The sequence below is a fragment of the Exiguobacterium sp. s138 genome (assembly GCF_018618775.1).
GTDB lineage: Bacteria > Bacillota > Bacilli > Exiguobacteriales > Exiguobacteriaceae > Exiguobacterium_A > Exiguobacterium_A artemiae.
This window is the reverse complement of sequence record NZ_JACSMW010000004.1, coordinates 125,070-150,407: the sequence shown is the minus strand read 5'-3', so window position 1 is coordinate 150,407 and position 25,338 is coordinate 125,070. Positions and strand designations below refer to the sequence as shown.

The 25,338-nt window shown below is 47.0% G+C and carries 22 protein-coding genes and 1 pseudogene; 13 read left to right on the top strand and 10 right to left on the bottom strand.

All coding sequences use genetic code 11. The annotated features are described in order from the left end of the window. The first annotated feature begins 179 nt into the window (after positions 1-179). The gene (locus KNP91_RS10880; protein WP_012371815.1) at positions 180-587 is read left to right on the top strand and encodes a (deoxy)nucleoside triphosphate pyrophosphohydrolase; all 408 of its coding nucleotides are present in this window, start codon (positions 180-182) and stop codon (positions 585-587) included. Here KNP91_RS10880 and KNP91_RS10875 read toward each other — a convergent pair. The 5 genes and pseudogenes from KNP91_RS10875 to KNP91_RS10855 all read right to left on the bottom strand — a co-directional run bounded on the left by KNP91_RS10875 (position 562) and on the right by KNP91_RS10855 (position 6,832). Then, the gene (locus KNP91_RS10875; protein ID WP_214767246.1) at positions 562-3,720 is read right to left on the bottom strand and encodes a DUF3427 domain-containing protein; all 3,159 of its coding nucleotides are present in this window, start codon (positions 3,718-3,720) and stop codon (positions 562-564) included. The genes KNP91_RS10880 and KNP91_RS10875 overlap by 26 nt on opposite strands. 156 nt (positions 3,721-3,876) lie before the next feature. Further along, positions 3,877-4,311, bottom strand: a pseudogene (locus KNP91_RS10870) (OsmC family protein); the annotation flags it as partial. Positions 4,312-4,416: 105 nt separating this feature from the next. After that, the gene (locus tag KNP91_RS10865) at positions 4,417-5,349 is read right to left on the bottom strand and encodes an aldo/keto reductase (protein ID WP_214767242.1); all 933 of its coding nucleotides are present in this window, start codon (positions 5,347-5,349) and stop codon (positions 4,417-4,419) included. A gap of 12 nt (positions 5,350-5,361) precedes the next feature. Then, complete coding sequence (locus tag KNP91_RS10860; RefSeq protein WP_251136010.1) at positions 5,362-6,252, bottom strand: aldo/keto reductase; 891 nt, start codon at positions 6,250-6,252, stop codon at positions 5,362-5,364. Positions 6,253-6,346: 94 nt separating this feature from the next. Further along, the gene (locus KNP91_RS10855) at positions 6,347-6,832 is read right to left on the bottom strand and encodes a cupin domain-containing protein (RefSeq protein ID WP_214767240.1); all 486 of its coding nucleotides are present in this window, start codon (positions 6,830-6,832) and stop codon (positions 6,347-6,349) included. Positions 6,833-6,976: 144 nt separating this feature from the next. Between KNP91_RS10855 and KNP91_RS10850 the strand changes: the two genes are divergently transcribed. From KNP91_RS10850 to KNP91_RS10840, 3 genes are all read left to right on the top strand, one after another. Further along, a complete protein-coding gene (locus tag KNP91_RS10850; protein WP_131503551.1) occupies positions 6,977-7,258 on the top strand; it encodes a putative quinol monooxygenase in 282 nt (93 codons plus the stop codon). Between the two features lie 165 nt (positions 7,259-7,423). Further along, entirely contained in the window at positions 7,424-8,830 is a 1,407-nt protein-coding gene (locus KNP91_RS10845) for a YfcC family protein (RefSeq protein WP_012371808.1), read from the top strand. A gap of 110 nt (positions 8,831-8,940) precedes the next feature. After that, positions 8,941-9,762, top strand: a complete 822-nt coding sequence (locus KNP91_RS10840; RefSeq protein WP_214767236.1) for a DUF1028 domain-containing protein — start codon at positions 8,941-8,943, stop codon at positions 9,760-9,762. Positions 9,763-9,808: 46 nt separating this feature from the next. Here the strand turns inward: KNP91_RS10840 and KNP91_RS10835 are convergent, their stop codons facing one another. After that, entirely contained in the window at positions 9,809-11,446 is a 1,638-nt protein-coding gene (locus KNP91_RS10835) for a glycosyl hydrolase family 28-related protein (RefSeq protein WP_214767234.1), read from the bottom strand. Between the two features lie 146 nt (positions 11,447-11,592). Between KNP91_RS10835 and KNP91_RS10830 the strand changes: the two genes are divergently transcribed. The 4 genes from KNP91_RS10830 to KNP91_RS10815 all read left to right on the top strand — a co-directional run bounded on the left by KNP91_RS10830 (position 11,593) and on the right by KNP91_RS10815 (position 15,134). Further along, positions 11,593-12,354 (top strand): hypothetical protein, encoded by a 762-nt coding sequence (locus KNP91_RS10830; RefSeq protein WP_214767232.1) that lies wholly within the window; start codon positions 11,593-11,595, stop codon positions 12,352-12,354. A gap of 65 nt (positions 12,355-12,419) precedes the next feature. Then, positions 12,420-12,926 carry a hypothetical protein gene (locus KNP91_RS10825; RefSeq protein WP_214767230.1) on the top strand — a complete coding sequence of 169 codons (507 nt, stop codon included), beginning with the start codon at positions 12,420-12,422 and terminating at the stop codon, positions 12,924-12,926. A gap of 286 nt (positions 12,927-13,212) precedes the next feature. Then, positions 13,213-14,196: a YhdH/YhfP family quinone oxidoreductase gene (locus tag KNP91_RS10820; protein WP_214767228.1), complete on the top strand. Its 984-nt coding sequence runs from the start codon at positions 13,213-13,215 to the stop codon at positions 14,194-14,196. Positions 14,197-14,267: 71 nt separating this feature from the next. Continuing rightward, on the top strand, positions 14,268-15,134 hold the full coding sequence (locus tag KNP91_RS10815) for a hypothetical protein (protein ID WP_131973519.1): 867 nt from the start codon (positions 14,268-14,270) through the stop codon (positions 15,132-15,134). 98 nt (positions 15,135-15,232) lie between these two features. Here KNP91_RS10815 and KNP91_RS10810 read toward each other — a convergent pair whose 3' ends face one another. The 3 genes from KNP91_RS10810 to KNP91_RS10800 form a co-directional block, all read right to left on the bottom strand. Continuing rightward, positions 15,233-16,768 carry a M4 family metallopeptidase gene (locus KNP91_RS10810; protein WP_114596692.1) on the bottom strand — a complete coding sequence of 512 codons (1,536 nt, stop codon included), beginning with the start codon at positions 16,766-16,768 and terminating at the stop codon, positions 15,233-15,235. 177 nt (positions 16,769-16,945) lie between these two features. Continuing rightward, on the bottom strand, positions 16,946-17,377 hold the full coding sequence (locus tag KNP91_RS10805) for a GyrI-like domain-containing protein (RefSeq protein WP_012371800.1): 432 nt from the start codon (positions 17,375-17,377) through the stop codon (positions 16,946-16,948). Positions 17,378-17,398: 21 nt separating this feature from the next. After that, complete coding sequence (locus KNP91_RS10800; RefSeq protein WP_214767226.1) at positions 17,399-18,892, bottom strand: HD domain-containing phosphohydrolase; 1,494 nt, start codon at positions 18,890-18,892, stop codon at positions 17,399-17,401. A 282-nt stretch (positions 18,893-19,174) separates the two neighbouring features. Between KNP91_RS10800 and KNP91_RS10795 the strand changes: the two genes are divergently transcribed. The 5 genes from KNP91_RS10795 to KNP91_RS10775 all read left to right on the top strand — a co-directional run bounded on the left by KNP91_RS10795 (position 19,175) and on the right by KNP91_RS10775 (position 24,829). Beyond that, positions 19,175-21,559: an immune inhibitor A domain-containing protein gene (locus tag KNP91_RS10795; RefSeq protein WP_012371798.1), complete on the top strand. Its 2,385-nt coding sequence runs from the start codon at positions 19,175-19,177 to the stop codon at positions 21,557-21,559. 265 nt (positions 21,560-21,824) lie between these two features. Further along, complete coding sequence (locus KNP91_RS10790) at positions 21,825-22,025, top strand: cold-shock protein (RefSeq protein WP_012371797.1); 201 nt, start codon at positions 21,825-21,827, stop codon at positions 22,023-22,025. A 126-nt stretch (positions 22,026-22,151) separates the two neighbouring features. Continuing rightward, positions 22,152-23,117, top strand: a complete 966-nt coding sequence (locus KNP91_RS10785) for a ring-cleaving dioxygenase (RefSeq protein ID WP_012371796.1) — start codon at positions 22,152-22,154, stop codon at positions 23,115-23,117. 77 nt (positions 23,118-23,194) lie between these two features. After that, on the top strand, positions 23,195-23,494 hold the full coding sequence (locus KNP91_RS10780; protein WP_012371795.1) for a DUF3817 domain-containing protein: 300 nt from the start codon (positions 23,195-23,197) through the stop codon (positions 23,492-23,494). A gap of 102 nt (positions 23,495-23,596) precedes the next feature. Continuing rightward, positions 23,597-24,829, top strand: coding sequence for a DEAD/DEAH box helicase (locus KNP91_RS10775; RefSeq protein WP_012371794.1), 1,233 nt, complete (start codon positions 23,597-23,599; stop codon positions 24,827-24,829). A 52-nt stretch (positions 24,830-24,881) separates the two neighbouring features. Here KNP91_RS10775 and KNP91_RS10770 read toward each other — a convergent pair whose 3' ends face one another. Beyond that, on the bottom strand, positions 24,882-25,295 hold the full coding sequence (locus tag KNP91_RS10770; protein ID WP_012371793.1) for a DUF2231 domain-containing protein: 414 nt from the start codon (positions 25,293-25,295) through the stop codon (positions 24,882-24,884). Positions 25,296-25,338 lie beyond the last annotated feature (43 nt).

The window sequence follows — 25,338 nt, the reverse complement described above, 5'->3', positions numbered from 1 at the left end:
AGGCGAGACATAAGCCAGAATGCTCAATTCCATGGAATCGAGCATCGGGTCTTATTTGTCTCTGACAGCGCAGATTCCTGCGCTTTTTCCTGTAGGAGTCGTATGAAAGAAGTGATCCTTTTTCATGAGTCGTAGTTTAGGATAAACATAAATGATTGACTAAAGAGAGGATGAACAGCATGTCAAAAAAGACAATTTCCGTTGTAGGTGCAGTAGTGAATAATTCAAAAAACGAAATTCTGTGTGCTCTTCGCAGTCCTGTCATGTCATTACCGAACTTATGGGAGTTTCCGGGCGGGAAAATCGAACCGGGTGAACGTCCGGAAGAGTCTCTCCGCCGCGAAATTCTGGAAGAGTTAAATTGTACGATTCAAGTAGGTAATCACATCGAAACGACGCGGTATGAATACGACAAAGTAATTGTTGAGTTATCGACTTTTCAATCGACGGTTGTATCAGGTGAACCTCAAGCACTGGAACATGCCGAATTACGATGGGTACCCGTCAAACAGTTGGATTCTTTAGACTGGGCTCCGGCAGACATTCCGGCTGTTAAAAAAATCATGAAAGCTTTTTCCACGAAATAAATTCTTCGCTTGTTAAAGGTTCTTTTAAAATCCACTCCACATTAATCGGTTTTGATCCGTGACTGCTTTTGTGAATCAGTTCACCGAAGTATGTAAAGGGCAGGGAGCGACCTTGTTCCTTGTCAGCTTTTCGAATAAAGAGATGAATTTTGATTCCGCGTGCTTCATGTTGGCGGTAAAGTTCACCAGATTTCCCGGTTGCTGTAGCGATACTTTGCGATTGCCAGTGGAAATGGTCTTTATCGATAAAGTAGTCTTGGTAATTTAATTGATCTTCAATCGATTCATTTTTGTGTAAGTTGACGAATAATACATAATCATTCCCGGCTTGAGCGACTCCTTCGCGCCAGGATCCTTCCTGGCTTGGAGATTGTAATAATCGTTGGATGACAGCCCGGCTGTACGTCATTCTCGAAATAAACGATTGAGAACCGGTCAACCAGTTTTCTCCTCCAGAAAGTTGCTCAAAGGAGTGAAGCCCAGCGTGCATCAGCTCCTGCAAATAGTCGACTAGTGTTGGCGACGAAGCTAAAATACGTGTCACTTCTTCCGAGAATGTGTATTCACCGGCAACAGATTCAACAAGCAATACAATCCGGTCATGTGTTAAAGACGTAGACCAGCGATTAAATAGATGCTGAATCAAAGATAAACGATGTGCCAAGACCTCTGGTGAAACGGCAAAGCGAGTGGCAGTCGCTTGAATGACATCATCAGCTGAAATCGTTTGTTGATTGAGAAGTAATTGAATCATCAATAAGCTGAAAGGTTCGCGAATCGGGAACCAACTTTCGATATGTTGGAGCACACGTCGTGTATCCGGATTAAGCAACAGAGCCAGTTCTTCATCAGTCGCCACTTTCTCCAGCTGTTTTAACCGCAGGACACTTTTCCACTGTTGAATAATCGTTTCGATTGCGGGGGCGTCCGGATGCGTCACCAAATCGTTTAAGGATGGAGTGTCGCCAATCATAGTTATCAGACGCTGGTAGCTTTCACGTAACTGTTTACTGGCCGAAAACTCGATTTTTTTCATTTGTTCAATGATAAAGGACTCTGTCACACGATCCAAAATTGCCAAGGAACCTTCAGGCAAAATCGGGAAATGGTTTTGAACCGCGTTTGCGACATGATAACGGTCAATCGAATGGAAAGATTGTTGGCCGGATAACACAAGCGGTGCCACAAAAGCGCGTTGGCTGTTGCCGATAAAGTCTAAAATGGTGACGTACTCTTTTGATTCATGTTTCCGTAGACCGCGACCGAGTTGCTGGATAAAAATCGTCGGCGATTCCGTAGGACGTAAAAACAGCATGACGTTGATTTTAGGGATATCGACACCTTCATTGAAAAGATCAACGGTAAAGATAAACGATAGCGGATCCCGGTCATCTTCCAGCCGTTGAATGGCGTATTCCCGTTCTGCTTCCGTTTGTTTACTTGTGATAGCCAGTGACTCGATCTGGTGCTTGTTAAACTCAGCAGCCATGTATTCGGCATGATCAATATTGACACAAAAGCCGAGACCGACTTGATTTGCGCCGCTGTGACCAAACTTAGTCATCATCTCAAGAATATACTCTGTTCGAGATGAACGTTCGAGTGCTTCCACTAAATCTTTTTCAATGTATAAACCGTTTTTTTGTGGAATGGCTTCATAATCAATCGCTTCATCATCTTGAATACCAAAGTAATGGAACGGTGTTAATAAGTCTTGGGCCAGAGCATCATATAATCGAATTTCATACGCGATATTGTGGTCCACTAACTTAAAGATGTTGAGACCGTCCATTCGTTCCGGCGTTGCCGTAATTCCGAGTAAAAATTGCGGTGTAAAGTAGTTGAGAATTTTTTGATACGATTCTGAAGCGGCATGATGGAACTCATCAATGATAATGTAATCAAATGTGTTTGGATCGAACTGCTCCAGATGAATTTCTTTTGAAAACGTTTGGATTGTCGCAAAGATAAATTGTTTATCAAGATCTTTTTGATTTGCTTGATAACGACCAAAAGTAGCATCGCCATCTGTGAAAATCTTTTTGAATGTTTCTTCAGCTTGAGATAACAGTTTTCCACGATGGGCAACGAATAGAACACGTTTGGCATCAAACTGTTTCACATCAAAGGCAGCCAAATAAGTTTTTCCTGTTCCCGTTGCTGCAATGACCATGGCTTTTGTTTGTTGCTTTAACCGTAAACGGTGTAATTGTTCCAAAGCCGGAAGCTGCATCTCATTTGGCTGAATTACTTCGTATTCAACAGGAGGCTCTGCAACGCGGTCATTGACGATAAACTGTTTGATTTTCGGAGCGTCTAAATGGTGTTGTTCATATTGATCTAAAATTGCTGAGGTGCAGGGAATGGCTTCGTTACTGTTCCAGAGATTATTAAACAGAGTTTGTGCTTGAGAAACTAAAGACGTGAGAGGAGAATGGGGAATTCGAACATTCCACTCGAGTCCGTTGGTTAAAGCAGACTTTGATAAATTGGATGAACCGATAATCGCACTATGTAAATTAGTTTCCCGCGTAAATAAATAAGCTTTTGGATGGAAAGCCTGATTTTTTTTGATCGGTTCGTAAATTTTAATCTCGATATTTTTAAACTGCATCAGGGTACGTAATGCCTTGGCTTCTGTAATGTTCATATAAAATGAAGTTAAAATACGAATCGGTTTATTGATTCGTTCCGCTTCTTGAAATGAAGGGACGAGTGCTTGGATTCCGGAATGGCGTGTAAAGCTGACCATCCAGTCGGCGGATTGGGCTGTTGATAATTCATCGATCAAGTGATGCAACAGTTTTTCCTGATTTTCCTGTCCCGGTGCAATTAAATCCCATGCTCTTAATGATTTTTCATAATATACAGATGTCGTAGTAGAAGATGTTAATTCACGATGCAAGGGCGCAACCAAAAGCGGCTCATCTAATGCAGAGAGCCAACGGTTTGTGGTTTCAATCATTTCCCCGGTCAGTTGATTGCGTTGAAGTTCAACAATCGATTTATAGAAGAGCTCATTTAAGTGTGTCAGTAATTCGGCGGTATAATCTGCCGGCTGAATCGGAGAGCTTTTTTCAAAAGGATGAGATTCAGTGTTTTGACTGCGTAATTTTTCTTGAAACGATGACATCTGATGACCTCCAGTAAATTCCAAACTAAGTTCAGTATACGAAGGAACTGAAAATTGTGCAGCAAGAATCTAATCAAAAATAAAAGACCTCATTTCAATAAAGAAATGAAGTCGTACTGTATCAGCATACATCGAAAAGAATCCACAGGCTTCCAACTCCACGACCGCCTCTAACGAAACCTTCACATTACCGGCCAGTGCCCGCGTAATCATACACGATCCTTCTGCTTTTTCAGCCAGCCGGCGTGCTTTTGTCAGGTTCGCTTCGGTGGTCTCTGCCGGCAGAATCAGTGTCGGGCGGTGAATGATCGCATCATACGTAAAGACCCCGTTCGTGACGTCGACGATTCCTTCCGATTCCATCGTCAGGGATACTTTCGGAATGTCATTCCGTTCCAGCATCGCAGCAAGTGTGATGATGTAACAGGTTGCTGCCGCGCCAAGTAACATTTCGTCCGGGTTGGTACCGACCCCGGGACCGTCCATGGCGTCCGGAATGGAAATCTTCGTTTTTAATTCACCGGTCTCGATTTGACCGACGTCATTGCGGTTGCCCGGCCAATCTGCTGTCAGGTGAAAATGATGTTTCATAGTAATCGCCTCCTGTTTCTTCATCATACGAGCCATTCTTCAATTTTTCGCTTAATCTGCTCAAAGCAACACCACGCCAAGTCGAACTGGCGTGGTGTTGTGGTGTCAGCTGAAGATGTGATCGATTTGACGAATCTCGTCTTCCGTCAGTTCGACATCAAGTGTCCGGATGGTATCCGTGACCTGTTCGGCCCGTTTCGCACCCGGGATGATGGCGTCGATGCCGTCCTGTGCCAAGTACCAGGCAAGGACGATATGTGCGACTTCGGCATCTTTTGCTTCTGCAATCGGACGCAACAAGTCGACTTTTGCCAGGTTATCTTTAAAGACATCCTCCTGGAAGAGCGGATCATTTTTCCGAAGGTCATCAAATTTCGTTTCGGCATCATATTTTCCGGCAAGCAGACCGGCAGCAAGCGGGAAGTACGGTACGAATGAAATGCCATGTTCGCGGATATACGGTAAAATCTCTTTTTCAGCGTCACGTTTAAATAGATTGTACTCGCCTTGATAGACGTCGACATGACCGTCCTTATTGGCTTCTTTTAATTGCTCGAGCGAGAAGTTTGAGACACCGATTGCCCGGATTTTCCCTTCTGCTTTCAGCTCAGCAAGCGCCGCGACGGCTTCATCTTTTGGTGTATCTTCATCCGGGAAGTGAATGTAATACAAATCGATGTAATCTGTCCGCAGACGTTTCAGACTGTCTTCGACCGCTTGTTTCAAAAATTCGGGTGAGTTGTTCATGACAACTTTTCCGTCAACCAGTTGGTGGGCTCCTTTTGTCGCGAGAATGACTTCTTCACGTTCCACGGTTTCGCTCCACACTTCGCCGACCAATTCTTCCGAACGTTCCGGACCATAAATATAAGCCGTGTCGAGGAAGTTAATGCCGTTCATCAAAGCGACACGGACGAGATCACGACCGGCTTGCTCATCGAGGTTCGGGTACAGGTTGTGTCCACCAACCGCATTCGTTCCGAGACCGATTGGATTGACCGTTAAATTGGATTTTCCAAGTTTGACTGATTTGTTCATGACTGTTCCTCCTTAGACGATATCAAGTGGTTCTTTTTTAGTGGGTGCCGGGAATGCTTCATCGAGCGCTGCATATTCTTCGTCCGTTAACTCAACTAGCGCTGCTTTTCCGTTTTCTTCGACATGCTTAGCCTGTCCGGCTTTCGGGATCGCGATGACATCGCCGCTGCGAATCGCCCAGGCCAGTAGAATTTGTGCCGGTTTGACACCGTGTTCTTCTGCAAGACGTTCGACGGTCGGATGATCCAGCAGTTGTTCCCGTAAATCGCCGCCTTCCGCGAGCGGGCAGTACGCCATGACAGGAATTCCGTGTTGTTTTAACAGCGGCATCAATTCGTATTCGATGCCACGTGAACCGAGGTGATACAGTACCTGGTTGACGGCACACTGATCGCCGTTACGAAGTGACAACAGTTCCTTCATATCAGAGACGTCGAAGTTTGAGACTCCCCAGCGGCGGATTTTACCTTCTGCCTTTAACTGCTCGAGCCCGTCGACCGTCTCCTGAAGCGGAATGCTGCCGCGCCAGTGCAAGAGGTAGAGATCAAGGTAATCCGTTCCGAGATTTTTGAGCGACTGTTCACATGCAGCCCGTAATTTTTCGCCGCCGGCATTATGCGGGTAGACTTTCGAGACGAGAAACACATCGTCACGTCGTTCTTTCAGTACCTCGCGAATCAGTTGTTCGGAAGCTCCTTCCCCGTACATTTCCGCTGTATCGATCAATTCCATCCCACTGTCGAGTCCGACATGCAACGCTTCGATTTCAGCTTGGCGTTTACTTTGATCTTCTCCCATTCGCCATGTTCCTTGACCAAGTGCCCGGACATGTGTCTGATCCGGAAGCGTGACGGTCTTTTGTTTCAGTGCCGCCAGTATGACGGTCCGTTCTGTCTCATTCATCTCAATTCCTCCTTTAAAAAGCACAATAGTAGGGTTTACCACTGATGTAACAGAAAAAAACGTCTGCTTTCCGATTAAAGGAAAGCAGACGCCATTACCAGTGCTCGAGTAACGGTCCATGTTGGCCATAAACAGGATCTGTCTCGGGACGTTCAACCTGGGCAATCCGCTTCAGGTTATCCGGTCGTTCACACGGATCACCGGTTAAGGTATCGTAGTCCTGTCCCTTAGGATAGGCACCAACGACTTGAAACTTCCGGCTTGTGTGTAAAGCCCTGTGGCCCGTACCGGCAGGAAGGATAACGACATCGCCGGCCGTCAACGTAAAGGTTTTTCCGAGCGGTCCGCCTAATTGAATGCTCGCATGTCCCTCGAGAATACCGATGACTTCATGGGCGACACTGTGATAATGGTGAAAATCAAAAATCCCGTCCACCCAGCTGTTCTGCCAGTTGTGGGTATGAAACGTCTCTTCAATAGAAGAAGGATCGTCAAAAACATGTCGATAAATAAGTACAGGTAAATTAGGGTTGTTGGGGATTTCGCCGTCATCCTCAAAATAAAAAGTCTCGACGTTCATAAAATGAACTCCTCTCTGACGTAAAAATGATACATTTTTTTACCCGAAATATAACTTCCTTAATCGTCCGAGCATCTTAATGGAGAATGGGAAAGGAAGGTGCTACGATACTTGAGTTAATGAAATTTTAGAGGAGGCTTTCCAATGATCGCCATTGAAGCAAAATTAGAAGTACAACCAGCAAAACGTCAAGAGTTTTTAGAAGCTACTAAAACGTTGATCGAAGGATCACGCTTGGAAGCGGGCAATATCAGCTATGACCTGTTCCAAAGCACGGAAGATGAAAATGTCTTCATGATGATTGAAAAATGGGAAGATCAGGCAGCAATCGAATCCCATAACACGAGCGCACATTTCGGGCAGTTCGTGGCATTTGCACAAACAGCGCTTGCGAAACCGCTTGATGTTCAATCATTTAACGCGTAAATTACATCCGAAAAACCTGACTGCGGTCGGGTTTTTTTGTTTTTCTCATTGATTTAATATATTACAAAAAAATTAAATGACGAAATAGACTGTTATTTTTTCCAAAAATAGGGCATTATCTTTGAAGAGACTTAAAAAATTAAAGGTATGTCAGGAGGCAAATGGATGAATGAACGAAAACCACAGGCAGATGCTTCGGAGCGCTCCTTCTTCAAGATGCCTCATACGTACGCGATTATCATGGGAATTTTACTGATTGCAGTCATCTTGACGTATACATTACCGGCCGGTCAGTTTGATCGCGAAAAGCAGGACGGACAAACGGTCGTCATTGATGGGACGTATCGTGCAGTTGAATCTGCACCCGTCAATTTCTTCGGTTTGTTTGAAGCCATTCCAAAAGGGATGGAGGCAGGTGCCGCCATTATCTTTTACATCTTTTTGGTCGGTGGTGTGTTTGGAATCATCCGGCAAACGGGCGCGATTGAATCCGGCATCAATCAATTGATTAATCGGTTCGGTCAAAAAGGGCATATCATGATCCCGATGACGATGTTCGTCTTTTCCGTTGCCGGTGCGACAATTGGAATGGCGGAAGAAACCATTATCTTCGTCCCAATCGGCATCATGTTGGCACGTGCCCTTGGTTATGACGCGATGACGGGAGCGGCGATCGTCAGTCTCGGTGCCGCCGTCGGATTTGCTGGAGGTATGCTGAATCCGTTTACGGTTGGAGTCGCGCAGTCGATTGCGGAAGTTCCGTTGTTCAGCGGACTCGGTTACCGGACGGCGGTCTATCTTGTCTTTTTAGTCGTGACGATTCTTTACGTCATGAACTATGCGCAGAAAGTCAAAAAAAATCCGGAACAGAGTCTTGTGCATGACCTTGAGAAACATCGGAAACAAGAAACAACAGCAACTTTTTCTCAATTCTCGAAAAAACATCTGTTTGTTTTGGTTGTGCTTGTTGGCGGAATCACGCTAAACGTCATCGGCATCTTTGAGTGGGGCTGGTATTTGACGGAACTGACGGCTTCGTTCCTGATTATCGGCTTGCTCGCAGGAATCGTGACGATGGGTGTCAACCGGACATTCGAAAGTTTAATCGACGGAGCCAAGGCCGTTACGTTTGGTGCCTTGATCGTTGGTTTTGCCCGGGCAATCGTCGTCATTTTAGAAGATGGTCGGGTCATCGATACCGTGATTTACGGTTTGTCGAATGCCGTCGGTCAGTTACCGACGTCCCTTGCCGTCATCGGGATGTACGTCGTCCAATTGATTACGAACTTCTTTATCCCGTCCGGAAGCGGTCAAGCAGCAACGACGATGCCAATCATGGCGCCGCTTGCCGACTTGCTCGGAATTGAGCGGCAAGTCGCAGTTCTCGCTTTTCAGTACGGTGACGGTTTGACGAATATGATTTTCCCGACGAGTGCGCACTTGATGGCGTTCCTGGCGATTGCCGGTATTCCGTACGAAAAATGGTTACGATTCGTCTGGAAACTGTTTGCAATCTGGATTGTCCTGGCATGTGGTGCATTACTGCTTGCAGTCGTCCTCGGAATTCAATAAGTACGTTTCAAACCTTTCGTTCGAAATGAACGGAAGGTTTTTCACATGCAGGAAACGGGAATTCCTACGACGAACGGATACGTATGACAATCAAGGGGGATTTTAGACAGATGACATATTCAATCGTTGGGTATTGTGAAAAAGAACAGGCTTGGGGTGTAGCGGTTCAATCTAAATTTTTAGCAGTCGGCAGTGCCGTACCGTTTGCGAAAGCCGGTGTTGGCGCAATTGCGACACAATCGTTTGCGAATACAGCCTATGGACCGGAAGGGTTGCGAATGATTGAAGAAGGTAAGTCGGCGGACGAAGTCTTAAAACGCTTGACGGAAGCGGATGAAGGACGGGCCGATCGCCAAGTCGGAATCGTGGATGCATCGGGTAAGAGCGCGACGTTCACAGGTGACGGATGCAACGACTGGGCCGGCGGCATCGCTGGAAAACACTTTGCGGCACAAGGGAATATTCTCGTCGACGGCAATACGGTCAAGGAAATGGCGCGTGTGTTTGAGACGACAGAAGGACCACTGGCAGAACGGTTGCTTCGGGCACTTGCGGCCGGTCAGGCAGCAGGCGGAGATTCACGGGGCATGCAGTCTGCAGCATTGTTAGTCGTCAAAGAAGGCGGCGGTTACGGTGGTTTTAATGACCGGTACATTGATTTGCGTGTCGATGATCATGCGAGTCCGATTCAGGAACTGGAGCGGATTTATCAGTTGCATACACTCTATTTACAACCAAGTAAGCCGGAAGAAATTAAACCGATTGATGATGCGCTCGAATCGGAGTTGATGGATAAGCTGCTTGAACTCGGATACCGCGGTTCGTTTGCAGAAGCGTTCCGGACGTATCTGCATACGGAAAACTTCGAGATGCGGGAACAGACGGATCGGTCGATTGATACGCGGGTCCTCGCCTATTTACGGGCACAATGAAATAAGGCTGTTTCGACACGAGTCGAAGCAGCCTTATTTTCGTGAATCAACTTAATGTAGCGTGTGTCCGGACCGGTACTTTGTAGCCGGTCGCAATAAACCGTTCCAGTTCCGGCTCAGACTTGGCGTTCAGACCGACTGTTCCATCGCCCTTAATGGCGACATTTGTCAACCGGACGTGTTCGATGTTCGGACCAATCGTGATGCCGTGTTTGGCTGAATCTTCAATCCGGACATCAATCAGCCGGACGTCTTCTGCCCGGTTGTCTCCGCCGAAGACCTGGATATCCGTTTTCGCCTGACGGAAGCCGCTCATCTTGACCTGACTCAATGTGACGTTTCGGGCTTTGTATTGAATCCCGATCATCGGCTGTTCCTGATAATCATAATACGGATCACCGAGGACCGTGAAATCGTGAATGACGACATTTCGATAGGCAGAGACGATAAGAGCACGCGGCTTCGAGTTTTGATACAGGGGCGTATACAGCGGTGTCTGGGCAATCAGCCGGGTCGCAATGATGTTGTATGCCGTTTGGGACGTCGGATCCGTTGCTTGATGATGACCGATATGACGGAAGTTAAATGACCGGTGATCATCGACAGACAGATGCCCGACGATTTTAACGGTCGATGCGGCAGATGACGTCGCGTGCGCCTTGATTTCAAGACCGCCGAAGCAACGGGTCGTCGCATTGTTAAATAACCAGACATCCCGGGAACCGTCATCGATCTCAATCCCGTTTGAGTTCGAGAAGCCGGCCGCATGGGCGCGTCCGCTCGGATCATGCATGAAACAGTTCGAGATGAACAGATGGTCACTGTGATGGGTCGTAATCCCGTCATCACCAAATCCGGATCCGGTCAGACCGTCGAACCAGATGAACGAACTGCTGAGATTGGCCCGTGCCCCGTCACCGTTATAGTTGTAGTACGGAGTTGAAATATCAAAGCAGTGTAATCCCGGATTGACCGCATCGACGTCAAAGACCCACCCGTACGTCACGTGCGCATAGGTCAAGCAACTCGAATGATTGCCCCACGTGCTACTTTTTTTGGCGTCACCGATCCGCTCGATGTTCCAATCCAGTGTCATCCGTTCAACGAGCAGATGATGATTGCCGAGTAAGTAATTTTGATTCGTAATCAACCGGCGTCCTTTCGGTGCCGCGTCATGCAGTTTTAAAATTGTCTGTCCTTTTCCGTCCCCGGTCAAAATCGTGTAACTCGGCAGGCGGATGCCGCGGACCAGATACGTGCCGGCCGGAACGTGGACTTGCCGGTGCCCGTCCGCGAGTGCTTCCTTAAAAGCGAGCGTATCGTCGGTCACGCCGTCACCGACCGCCCCATAGTCTTTGACATCGACTTTTTCGACGTTACTGATCAATTGCTCGAATTCATACGTCAGCCGTCCGAACCAGCTGGGCCGGACTTCATCTTGTTCACTGACGAACGCTTTCGTCAACGGAAGGATGTGTTTATCCCGATCCGTCAAAAAGAGCGGTGAAATCAAGGACCGGAGATACCGGCTCGGGTGAGGTGTACGGCGCGGCGCGACGAATGAGCTGTCTTTCATCAGTTGCTCCGCCCGGAAGACGGCCTCTTGATTTGATTTCGTTTCGGTATATTCTGCAATCAGTTGTCCGTTTTGATATGGATCATGTGTATGATCTAAGTTCAACATACTTGAAACCCCTCTCTAAAAATCACTTCTTTCCTTTTCCCGTCCCACTCCGGATTCAAGCTCTTTTCTTTAAAAAACAAAAAATTCCGATAATTAGGGTCAGACTCGTATATAATGGATAAAAATGACATTAACGAGGTGAGGACGTGCGCTTTCGAAGTCGATTGCTTATTTTGATAGGTGTGGTCATTTTAGGACTTGGCATCATAAAACCATTGGCTGAGGCAGGATACGGTGCTTTACAAAACGTCGAAGTGTTTCCGGGTGGTGGTCAGCAGCCGAGTTGTGTAAGCAACTGTGAATCTGAACCGTTGACGTTTTGGTGGTCGTACTTGTTTAAGAAAAAAGAATTACCGCCTGGACAAATTAAATATGGATATGAGACGGATGAACCAGGAGAAGGCGGTGGAAAACCAGAAAAAGAAAAATTCATTTCTCTTGGCTTTCACTCATTCGCAAAAGGCGAGGGTGAAGAAGGTGAAAAGGGCTTTCCGTATTTGCTGGTCGCAACCGGTCTTGCCGGGGTGATCTTACTGTTTCTGATCGGACGCCGTTTCCGGAAACGGAAGAAATGGAACTCTGCGGAAGAGGGAATAAGCCCCCGTTCGGTTCGAATCAAAAAACGCCTGGAAGAAACGAATCCAGCAGACGAACTGCCACCATTACCGGTTGAACAGGTCCGGCAACAGGTCGTCCTGTTCAACCGTCATCTCCCGCAAAAACTGAAACGCCGGGAAACGGAGTCGTTCCGGGAATGGTTTGCCCGGATCGGTTTTCAGCCGTCGCCTGAATTGCAACAGCTGTACGAGACGGTCCGCTATGATCCGAATCGATCGTCTGAGATGACAAAAACGGTACTGACCGACATTGAGCAAGACTTTTCCGCCTATCTCGGACAATTGAAGTGAAACTTTTCTGACCGGTAAGGCGTACTGGTTAGAAGAACGGTATCAAGAAATGGGGGACTGAAGAGATGTACTTAGCAGATGCTGTGAAACTAAAAAGTATCTTACGGAAGCAACTCGAACAGCTGGTCGAGGAAGTGGACCGGATTGCGTTTGTTGATCTTGAAAAAGGTGAGGCTTTGCCGACCGCTCAGGAACGCACGCTGCCGGATGTCGAGTCAGCGATGGATGAAGTCCGACGGGATATGCGGACACTCGATCGGTTAGTGTACGCAGCGAATTTGTCGACCATGATCGAGACGACGGAAGGTGAAATGCCTCTCGTCGAAGCGATTGAATTGGCAACGCAACTTCGGGCAAAGGCAACCCAGTTCCAAGAACTTGCGGCCCGTCCGAAACGTGAATTCCAATACGGATTTGAAGGAACGACGGTCATTCGGCATGCCCTGTACGATCCGGATGCATACCGGATCAAAGCACAGGAAGTTGAACGGGCAGCGCACCGGATTTCCAATGCGATCAACGCCGCCAATTACCGGACGGAAATTGATTTTGACGGTACACGTTATATGTAAGCCTTGATCAGGTGAGACTCCTGATCAAGGACGGCGCTTCTGACACAAACCTCTTCCAATCGGGAATCTCGACGGCCACGGCACACCAATGACCCATGACCGATGACATGTTTACCTGTCACCCGTGACTACCTGCGGAAAACCAGTTTCTTTTCGTCAGACGCCAAAAACCGTGAATGCTTCGGCATTCGCGGTTTTTTTCATGGGAATCGGACAAGAACAGGTATGCCGGGGACAGTGTTCGGGTATAGCTTACTGGAAGTGATTCATGGAAGGGGACTTGGATATGAAAGATACATTTAAAGCATTTGTTGTTCGGGAACAGGATGGGGAATTTACAGGAACACTGGAAACGAAGCACATTGCCGACTTGCCCGAAGGAGATGTCTTGATCCACGTCGACTATTCCTGCATCAATTATAAGGATGCACTGTCGGTTACGGGCAACCGGGGAGTGACAAAAGAATATCCGCATATACCGGGAGTGGATGCAGCAGGACATGTCGTCACGTCAACTGATCCGCGGTTTCAAGAAGGGGAAGCGGTTGTCGTCAATGGATTTGATTTCGGGATGAATACGTCCGGTGGTTTTCAAGAATACATACGTGTTCCGGGGGACTGGATCACACCATTGCCGGACGGATTCACGACCTTTGAAGCAATGGCTTACGGTACAGCAGGATTAACGGCTGCTCAATCCGTCGACGAACTTTTGCAACGGGTCAAGCCGGAGGACGGACCGGTTCTCGTGACCGGTGCGACCGGGGGTGTCGGCAGCATTGCCGTTGCGCTTCTGCTGAAACTGGGATTCGTCGTCCATGCCGTCACCGGCAAAGAAGCGGAAGTCGATCGGTTGAAACAGGAAGGCGTGACAGAAGTCTTATCCCGGCAATCGTTTTTGGATGAGACGGCCCGTCCGTTGAAAAAAGGTATATATGCCGGCATCATCGATACGGTCGGAGGACCGTTGCTTGCCTCCGTCATTCGCTCTGTTCAATACGGTGGACTGGTTACGACATGCGGGAATGTCGGAGGCGCCGAGATGACGTTGACGGTGTATCCGTTTATCTTACGGGGGGTTCGGTTGATCGGGATTGATGCTGTTCAACTTCCGATTGCTGAACGGGTGCGTCTGTGGCATCAACTGGCGAATGACTGGAAACTGCCGATTCGGGAGTGGGTCGATACAAAAAGCCTGAGTGAGATTTCAAACGTCGTCGCGTCACTTCTTGACGGAACCCATCAAGGCAGAACTGTCATCGAAATTTAACCACTGCCGGCACAGCATTCGGTGGTATAGTGATTAAAAAAGTGTCTAGGTCAATTCAGGAGGAACAATAGATGAGTCAAAATGAACAACAGAAAGAACAAGAACGGTTATCCCGGAAAGAACGCCGGAAGCAAAAGCGGAATCGCCGGAGCGTTGCGTTGGGCGGTATTTTGGCGACTGTCCTGATTGTCGGCGGATGGGGTTATATGGTGTCGACGAATGATGCCAGCCAAGCGACGTCGACCGTCGAGTCACCGAAAACGACCGGAGGCGAACAAGAGAAAGAAGCGAAAGATACGAAAAAATCAGCGTCGGCTGAGCAAAAGAAAAAAGAGAAGAAAGCCAAGAAAAAGACGGATAAACCAGAAATCAGCCAAGCTGCATGGGTCACGCGTCCTTTTGCGGATGTCTATCAGGATGCCAATCGGAGTAGCGTTATCTATAAAGCTGATTTAGGGGATGTCTATGAAATTTTAGATGCGGAGAACGGGATGGTTCACTTGAAATTGAGTGATGCTGTCGAAGGTTATATTCCGGAAACAGATGTCCGGATGGATGTTCCGTCGTCCGTCAAAGACAAGACATTGCTTGAGACATTATCACAAGTCGTTGCCAATCAACCAATCGAGAAGCCGGAACAATACCTCGGGCAGCCGCTCGAAAAATTCGAAGCGAAGTACGGTAAGCTCGGGAATACGCAAAAAGATGCCGTCAACACGTATCACTTCTCAAATGCGGGTTATCTGCTTGTCGTATCCGACGGAATCGTCGAAGCGATCGACTGGACGAATGCATCAGCCTCCGGTCTGTCGGCTTTAGGGGAACCTGTCGTTGAAACGAGTTACGGTACATGGTACCAGGGTGAGAAATTACAATTGAAAGCTTTCCCGGACAATGGATCAACGCGACTTCGTCTCGCGCGTGACCCAGGGAAATAAACCGGAACGGTCTGTCTTTGACAGATCGTTTTTTTTCGTAAAAAAAACCTCCCGAGTCATGGACTCAGGAGGTCGAAAATCCTTGGGAGGAAGTTTTCTTAGTAGACGCCGACAGCATCAAATGATTTCGCTGCTGCCGTTGCTTCTGCACTTGTTGAACCGTAAAGGTCTTTCGCTGATTGAACGACTGCTGCACGGAGCGAGCTGAAGTTCGAGTTCGGAGTCAAGTAAACGTTGAGGGCACGGTAGTAGATTGCGCCGAGTTTCGGTACGCCGACACCAGTGACTGTGACACCAGTGTGTGTTCCACCGTTACCGAGAAGGTAAGCGGCTTTGTTGACGATACCAGAGTTCGTGTGGACACCACCGTTATCCTGTGTACCTGTGTAGCGTTTTGAGTAGTGGTCCGGATCGCCGTAAGCAGCCGGGTTAGACATCGAACGGAGTGCGTCGCCGCTGACACCAGGTGTATAGATGTCTTCTCCTACAAGCCAATCGAAGTTCGATCCGACTGAGTATTCAGCAACTGTTCCCATGATATCGGAAACCGCTTCGTTGATGGCACCCGACTCATTTTGATAGACGAGTCCAGCTGTGTATTCTGTGACGGCATGCGTCAATTCGTGGGCAACAACGTCAAGTGCGCCAGAGAGGTATGTGAATGTTGAACCGTCTCCATCACCATAGACCATCTTCGTTCCATCCCAGAACGCATTGTTGTAGCTCGTTGAATAGTGGACTGAAGAGTTAAGTGCAGCACCTGCGTTGTCATAACTGTTGCGGCCGTACGTGTTTTTGTAGAAATCATACGTTTTTACTGCATTAACTTGCGCGCTGACAGCGGCACGGTCGTATGTTGTATTGAATTGGTTATCAAGATCCGCCCAAAGCGAACCTGGAAGCGTGTTACGGTTTTTTGCATCGTACGTGTAGATCCCTTTACCGCGTGTCGAATCTTGTAAGTAGTAGTAAGAACCGCTCTTCACTGTGTTGAAAGTGGCAGTAGTTCCGAGAACCGTAGTACCTGTACCGACAGAAGTCGTTCCGGTAACTGTGTTGACCGGTTTTGCGTGAGCGAGTTGGTCGTATTTATTAAGAACTTTACCTGAATTCGCATCGATGAAGTAAGTCCAGCGTGACGGCTCTTTGCCGGCGAGGACAGTTGATGTGACTTTGTAAGCATAGACCGCGTCGTCTTTGACTGGATAGATGACGAGTTCTGCTTTAGGAGCCACTTCGAATTCTGTTGCTTTGATGGCTTTTTGATAAAGTTTAAGTGCTTTTTTCTCAGAGAGTGATGCTTTTTTAGCGAGACCAGGTTTCCCTTTGACGTTGATTGCATCATTTACGACTGCTTTCAAAGTACCGTCTTTCGCAACGTTACCGACGACGACACTACCGAAGACCGGGACGCCATCCACTTCTTGTTGGAGACGTACGATGTTAGATGATCCATCTTTTTGGACATCTTGGACAGAGAAATCACCTTTTTTGTTGACGTACTCTTTAACGATTGATGCAGCTGGTTCTGATGATGCTTTCGTCAGTTTACCGGCTTGAAGACCTTCTGCTCCGACGACTGTAGGAACGACAAGTACACTTGCGACAAGCGATGTAGCGAGAAACTTTTTCAAAATAAATCGCCTCCTTGTTTGGGTTGAGTCTAACTATGCCAAAGAAAGGATGAAACGAGAATAAGCCGTTCGCATTAATTAGAATTTTCTGAATATAGTACTTAATACCCGGACTGAATAGTTAAGTGACAGAAAAAAATAAGGAATGACAGAAAAAAACCGCTCAAGAGAGCGGTTTTAAAGGATACGTTGATAGAGATGATGTGTATTGTCACGTGTCTCGTCAATTTTAAAATTCAGCGGATCCAGTGTAATACCTTGCTTCTGTGCAAAGCGCTGCATCTTCTCGAACGATTTCCAAATCTCAATGTCAGGCCCTTCATGTTTCCAAAAAATATAACGGGCAGGAGGAATGTGATGTCCTTTCATCCCTTTAGGAATATGCTCAAGCGATTCTACCGGAAGACCGATACACTGCATATGTTTTGTCCCGCGTTGTCCAAGTGACAAATCAAGTGGATAACTTCCCGGTTCAGCGGGAATTTCATGCGAGCGTCGTGAAAATTCACGCCACAGTTCCGGCATGAGTGTATGCAATTCATTTTCTTCGCATGTCAAACCAAGTCCGACAACATACAATTCGTGACGATCGACAATTTTAGGGTGCATAAGAAACTCCTTTCATGAAAATCAAGAGGCAGTGATGACAGGAGGTCTCTTCAAATCAAGAAACAGTTGTGTAAAGGAAGCATCCCATTGTGTCCCGCTACCTTCTTCCAAAATGGCGAGTGCTTTTGCAACGGGCATTCCTTTCCGGTAAGGTCGATCGGATGTCATCGCGTCATAGGCATCAGCAATCGCCATGATCCGTCCGAAGACAGGAATCGATTCTCCCGCCAAACCTTCTGGATAACCTTTCCCATCGTAACGCTCGTGATGGTACTTTACCCCAGGAAGAATCGGTTGTAACTTCTCCGGGAGATGAACTTGCGATAAAATATGCACGCCGATGACGGGGTGTTGTTTGATTTTATCGAATTCCTCACCAGTTAAGCGTCCTTCCTTCAAGAGAACATCATCCCGGATTCCGATTTTTCCAATGTCGTGTAAAAGAGCAGATTTACGCAACAGCTCGACTTGATCGTCGGCCAAGCCGGCGGCCCGGGCAATCTCAACCGAATATTCCGCAACACGTAAGGAATGTCCGGCGGTATAAGGATCCCGGGCATCCAGTGTCGCAGCAAACAAGGTAAACAAACTATCGAGTAACTGCTCATTTTCCTGATCACGTCCTTGGATACCTTCGACCATCAGGTTAAAGCCGCCAACCAATTGAGAGAATTCATCGGAAAAAGGATTGTTGATCGTATTCAGCTGACCCGACTCAATCTGGGCAACTCCTTCTTGCAAAGCCAAAATCGGTTTTTGGATATTTTCATATAGAAGCAAACTGCAAAATGTCGCAAGACAAAGGATGACGATTAAGATTAAGGTCGACCAACTCCAGTAGGAGCGCAGGCTCTCGTTCTCTGTCAGCTGGACGGCAGAAGCGAGAACGAACAATAAAATCGGGAAGACACCAATGATCAGTGTACTGATTAACATTTTTTGCCGGAGGCTGATGAAGTCCTTTTTGGTCAGGATAAGCTCACCATGACCATATTGTTGCGATTGAACCGTTAATTCTGCCAACATGGATTCCGTGACACGATACGTTAAGAAAAATTCGATCAAAGCATGCAAGATGGCAACGAGAATGGCACCGAAGCAAGCAAGACCGATCAGATAATACGGCATTTCGAGCCATTGGAAATGAATGGCGAGTGCCGTTAAGGAAGAAGAAGGAATCGATAATCCCAGGAAATGAGGTCCGAGTATCCGTTTGATGGTCAGTAACGGAAAACGGTGAGTCGTCCGAAAAGCAGCAGTAAGTTGTGCTTGGCTTGGAGTCGATGTCTGGAAGAACTGATAGAGCGGACGCATATGTTTTCGATAGATCGTATATTCGAAGCTGAACATTAAAACAACAGAGAGAAACATGATTGTCAGCAAAGTTACACGTTCTCGTGCATCGAATGTCAACGTTTCGAAAATAAATAGACAGCCGACGCCGAAAACAGCGACAAAGGATCCAATCAAGTAATTTTTCAAAAGTTGTCGTTCGAATTTTTGGAGATGTGTCATGAGTTGCCTCCTTTTTGAATTAAGTCATGTATGTAGCGTATCGCGATACGTAACCGACAATCTGTTCTCTTTTAAAAAATGAGGGGAACGATTGATGAACGGTTTATTATTAATATCGGTCAATTTCCGTAAAAATGAACTAAATTCCAAAAATAGGTATAGTTACAAAGTACTAATTGTTCTAAAAGTAATTGATTAAGCAACTAAAACAATATATGATTTGAATATTCAGAAAAGTTATCTCAGTCATGCTTTTCACTACTACATAGGGGGTCAGTTCACGTGGGAAAAAAGAAACAGCTTAGCTTAGCCGTCTTATCCGGAATCACGGCAGCCGCATTTGCCGTTGGTCCAGTTTTACCTGGTGGGAAGGTAAAATCTGTTGAAGCTGCTGAAAAAGCAGTAGCCGGTGCACCGATGGATTTAAACACGGTTGATCAGGAACGTCTATTGAAAGTGCTTGAAAAACGTGGGGTCGTCTCAAAAGCAGCATCTGCAGCAGAAAAACAAAAAGCCGTTCAAAAGTATCTTGATAAAAAAGCAAACGGGAAACCGGAAGCCGATCATGATCATGAGACGGAAAAAGAAGCGAAATTTGATCAAAAAACAAAGGATTTCTTGACGAAACAGAAAGATCAACTGGCGAAACAACTCGCTAAAAATCACAATAACTACAAAAAAGGTAAAAAAGATGGGTTTGTCAAAGTCGATAAAGCCAAACAAGCAGCTTACAATGGTGCTACCCGCACAGACAAAGTACTCGTCTTACTTGTCGAATACAGCGACTTCAAGCATAACAACGTCGTTCAAGAACCGGGATACATGTATTCGAACGACTTTAACCAAAAACATTATCAAGACCTGATGTTCGGGGATAAAGAATTCGAGCTGTTCAACGGCGATAAGGTCAAGACGTTCAAACAATATTACGAAGAACAATCCGGCGGCAGCTACTCAGTCGACGGGAAAGTATCGAACTGGTTAACAGTACCGGGGACGGCAAAAGATTATGGTTCAGACAATCCGAAAGGCGGCAATGATAACCTTCCGGGGGCAAAAGGACCACGCGGTCTCGTTAAAGATTCGTTGAATGCAGCTGTAAAATCCGGCATTAACCTGGCAGAGTATGATCAATTTGATCAGTACGATTTAGACGGTGACGGCAACCAGAATGAGCCGGACGGTCTCGTCGATCACTTGATGATTCTTCATGCCGGAACAGGACAAGAAGCAGGCGGCGGTACACTCGGCGACGACGCAATCTGGTCGCACCGTTGGACACTTGATGGAGTTTATCCTGTTGCGAATACAACTTCAAATTCTACAAACTGGGGCGGCAAGATGGCAGCCTTCGATTATACGGTTCAACCGGAAGACGGTGCAGTCGGCGTCTTCGCTCACGAATTCGGACACGATCTTGGACTTCCGGATGAGTATGATACACAGTATACAGGTCAAGGTGAGCCGGTTGCTTCATGGTCGATCATGAGTGGCGGTAGCTGGAACGGTAGAATTGCCGGAGCAGAACCGACAAGCTTCTCACCACAAAATAAAGAGTTCTTCCAGAACGTCATGGGCGGGAACTGGGCGAACATCCAGAACGTTGATTTCGATTCACTTTCAAAAGCGGGAACGGCTTCATACCTCGATCAAAGTGTCACGAAATCAAAAAATCCTGGAATCATCAAAGTGAACTTACCGAAAAAGCCGGTTAAAGGAATCGCTCCAGCTTTCGGTAAAAAGTATTACTACAGCACAAAAGGGAATGATCTCCACACGTCAATGACGTCACCGGAGTTTGATTTGACGGCTGCGACATCTGCGAAGTTTGACTACAAAGCATACTTCGATGTCGAATTCGATTATGACTTCTTGAAAGTCACAGCAACAGCTGGCGGCGTATCAAAAGTAATCGATGTCATCGGTGACGAGGATACGGACGGCGATCAACGCGCTGAATCTTCAAAAGGTGCATGGGTCGACAAATCATATGACCTCAGCGAATTTGCCGGTAAAAAGGTTACATTAACGTTCGACTACACAGGGGATGCCGGTCTTGCCCTCGATGGTTTTGCGCTTGATAACGCAAAACTGACAGTCGACGGAAAAGTCGTCTTTGAAGACGATGCAGAAGGTACTCCGAAATTTAAATTGGACGGTTTCGTGGCTTCGGATGGTTTCAGCTATGCGGACAACGCATACTACCTCGAATGGCGGAACTATGCAGGCTCAGATAAAGCACTTGAGCATGCACGTGGCGTGAAATACAACACGGGTCTCGTCGTTTGGTATGCCGATAGCAGCTTCACAGACAACTGGGTTGGCGTTCACCCGGGTGAAGGATTCCTCGGTGTCGTCGATTCGCATCCAAAAGCAATCGTTGGAACACTCAAAGGACAACCAGTCGTCACAGGAAGCACACGTTACCAAATCGCGGATGCGGCTTTCAGCTTCGACAAAGCACCAGCATGGCTCATCGATTCGCCATCACGTGGTCTTTACGATTACAAAGGACTTGCGGGCGTAACGAAGTTTGATGATTCTAAATCGTATATCGATCAATTGATTCCGGATGCAGGAAAACTGCTCCCGAACAACGGTCTTAAAGTACAAGTCATCGGTGAAGCGAAAGATAACTCTGCTGGAGCAGTCTGGATCCACCGTTAAGAAAAAGGAGCAGGTTCGGAGCAATCCGAATCTGTTTTTTTTAGTTCGAAAAGTGGAATCAATTGGTAAAATATTGGTCAGACAACTTGACTTTTAAAGCGCAATCATTTTATACTGACGTTAGCTTAATATTGTTATTGTCACTACTGATTCACATTGCGTCACGAACAATCTTTTCGTCGCTCCATGTATTTCGGGACAATAATGAATTTCTTTCATATGCGCGGCATATGTATTAAGTAATTTATTTTTGGAGGTTGTTCCCATGAACACAGGTAAAGTAAAATGGTTTAACGCAGAAAAAGGTTTCGGTTTCATCGAAGTTGAAGGCGGAGAAGACGTATTCGTACATTTCTCAGCAATCACTGGTGAAGGTTTCAAATCACTTGACGAAGGTCAAGAAGTTGAATTCGAAATCACTGAAGGCGCACGTGGAGCACAAGCTGCTAACGTCGTAAAACTTTAATCTTAACTTTTCAATCGTCCTTTTTCGAAAGGGCGATTTTTTTAATGAGTTAATATCTTGAATTCAAGATATATGTGCGCTATACTGACGATACAAACTATTCATTCAGAAAAGGACGTGGCAAACATGGAATTACTCGGTATTCATCATGTATCCATTTTAACGGGGATGGCAGAACGCAACTATCAATTTTATACACAGGTTCTCGGGATGCGTCTGATCAAAAAAACGGTCAATCAGGATGATACGACGTCATATCATCTCTTTTACGGAGATGCGGAAGGCAATCCGGGAACGGATCTGACGTTTTTTGATATCCCGCATTTAGGGACCGGTGTACCCGGTGCGTCAAGCATTTCGTCGACATCACTCCGTGTCAAAACAACAGCGTCCCTTCAGTTTTGGAGAGACCGCTTTATACAACAAAGCGTGGACCATGATGCGATTGTCGAACGGGCGGGGCGTCAGACGCTGGCGTTCCGTGATCAGGAAGGAACCCGGTTGATTCTTGTCGCAGAAGACGGCGAACAGGGGGTCGCAGGAGGTGTGCCATGGAAACACGATGAGATTCCGGCTGAACATGCCATCGTCGGCTTAGGTGCCGTGACGCTGACCGTCAATGATCCGGAACCGACGGCTCTTGTCTTAACGGAAGTCCTCGGCTTTAAGAAAATCGGCAGTTATCCATCGCTGGCCGGTGATTTTGCGGAGATTGATGTCTACTCGACGGGACAAGGCGGAATCGGGGCAGAAGTGCATCTCGAAGCTCGTCCGGATCTCGACCGGGAACGTCTCGGACGTGGCGGCGTCCACCATGTAGCGTTCCGTGTCCCGAACAGTGAAGAGTATGACTTATGGGTGAAACGATTGAAAGAATACCGTCTGCCAAACTCAGGGAAAGTCGACCGTCACTATTTCCAGGCGCTCTATTTCCGCGAACCGAATCATATTTTGTTTGAATTATCGACGGATACACCGGGATTCGCAACGGATGAATCGGTCGAAACGCTCGGCGAGACATTGGCACTTCCACCGTTCCTTGAGCCAAAGCGCCAAGAGATTGAAGCCCGTCTTCGCCCACTCGAAATCTGACAATCCTGTGACACAGGTCACAGACTGACGGGCGTCCCGTATACTAAAGACAGGAACCAGAAAAAAGGAGTGACGGGATGTTAGGAACTACGTTAGGTCAATTTCGATTGATTGCGATTTTAGAAGGTATTTCATTTTTAGTCTTACTGTTGATTGCCATGCCCTTAAAGTATATGGCAGGCATTCCGGAAGCCGTTTCCGTCGTCGGAGCCATGCACGGTGTTTTATTCGTCATGTATGCGCTATGGCTTGCTGTCGTTAAATTCAAATACCGTTGGTCGTTTGTAAAAGCAGGAATCGCCTTTATCGCTTCGTTCATTCCATTCGGGACATTTGTACTCGATCGAAAGTTAAAACAGGAAGCAACAAACGCGTAAATTGTGTATACTAGAAAAAGCACGGCTGTGGATAACTGTTTTTGTCGATTCGAAGCAGATTATCCACAGCTTTTTTCTGTGGATAATTTTTAGGAGGATACTATGTCAACATTTGAAGCACTACACATTCAAGAACAATGGGTCAAGAAATTACAAAAACAAGGCATCAAACAACCAACGCCTATTCAAGAGCAGGCGATTCCGCATTTGCTCGCCGGTCGTGATTTAATAGGAAAAGCGCAAACCGGAACAGGGAAGACACTGGCGTTTCTTCTGCCGATTCTCGAACAAATCGATTTAGAGAGCAAAACGGTTCAAGCGTTGATCGTCGCACCGACACGTGAACTCGCACGTCAGATTGCAGATGAAACACACAAGTTAATCCGGAACATGGAAGATATCCGTGCGCTGGCTGTATACGGTGGACAGGATGTCTTCAAACAAATCCAACGTCTCGGTCGCATGCCACAAATCATCATCGGGACACCGGGTCGGATTTTGGATCACGTCGGTCGTGGAACACTTGATTTGAGTGAATTGAAGACGCTTGTCCTGGATGAAGCGGATCAGATGCTGCAAATCGGATTCTTACCGGAAATCGAAGATATCATCGCAGCAGCACCGGTTGATCGTCAGTTCGTCATGTTATCAGCAACGATGCCGGAAAAAGTCGAGCAACTCGCGAAAACGTATTTGCGTGATCCGATTGAAGTCCAAGTCGAGGCAGAAAAAGTAACAGTCGACGCCATCGAACAGTTCGTCGTCGAAACGACGGATCGCCGGAAACAGGCGACACTCCGGACGATGCTTGACGAGATGCGTCCGTATGCCGCAATCATCTTCTGCCGGACACAACGCCGTGTCAGCAAGCTGAATGAAGAATTACAGATGCAAGGGTATCCGACGGATGAATTGCACGGTGGTTTGACACAAGGGAAACGTGAAAAAGCGATGGCGAAGTTCTATCAAGGAAAAACACCATTCCTGATTGCAACAGACGTTGCATCACGTGGTCTTGACGTGACGGGTGTCACGCACGTCTTCAACTACGATTTACCGGACGATGCGGAAAGTTATGTTCACCGGATTGGTCGGACAGGCCGTGCCGGAAACGACGGCGTAGCGATTTCAATCGTTACCCCACGCGACGGCCGCAGTTTCCGTGATATGGAACGCGAACTGGGTGTCGAAGTGACACCGATTGTCGTCGAACTTTCGGATGAAATGATTCGTGCACAGCACGATCAAAGCAAAGGAACGAAAAAACCGGCGGAAGGCCGCGGTAACACACGCCGCTCGAGCAACCGCCGTCCGGGCCGTGATCATCATAAATAAGTAAGTGAAAATCCCCTTTTCTCCATGGATTATTTGGAGGAAAGGGGATTTTTTATTTGGCGTATACCATCTGTCCGCCGAGATGACCGGTATAAGCGAGTAAACCGCTTCCGACGATTGCGACGAGCAGGCTTAGCATAAGCATTGTTTTTTTGTTGGAACGGTAGCCGAGCAACAGGAGGACAAAGGCAATTCCAAAGGCAACGAGGCTGAACAAGGCGAAATTTTCATGATTCGAGATGGCCGCGTGTGTTGCACTGCTCAGATTGGTTTCTGCATATTCTTCAGCCCCGTCACCCGATAAATACGCTGCGACGCCGGACAGCAGACCGGCAAATAACGTGATGAGGACAAATAATTTTAACTGGACCCATTTGAAACTGAACAGTAATAAGAGTGTTGCGAACAGTAAAAGAGCAATCGGTGCATGAACGAGCAGGGGATGAAGCGGTACGCCACCTAACATAAGATAACCTCCTTGATAAGTAATGGAACATACTGTTACTTTA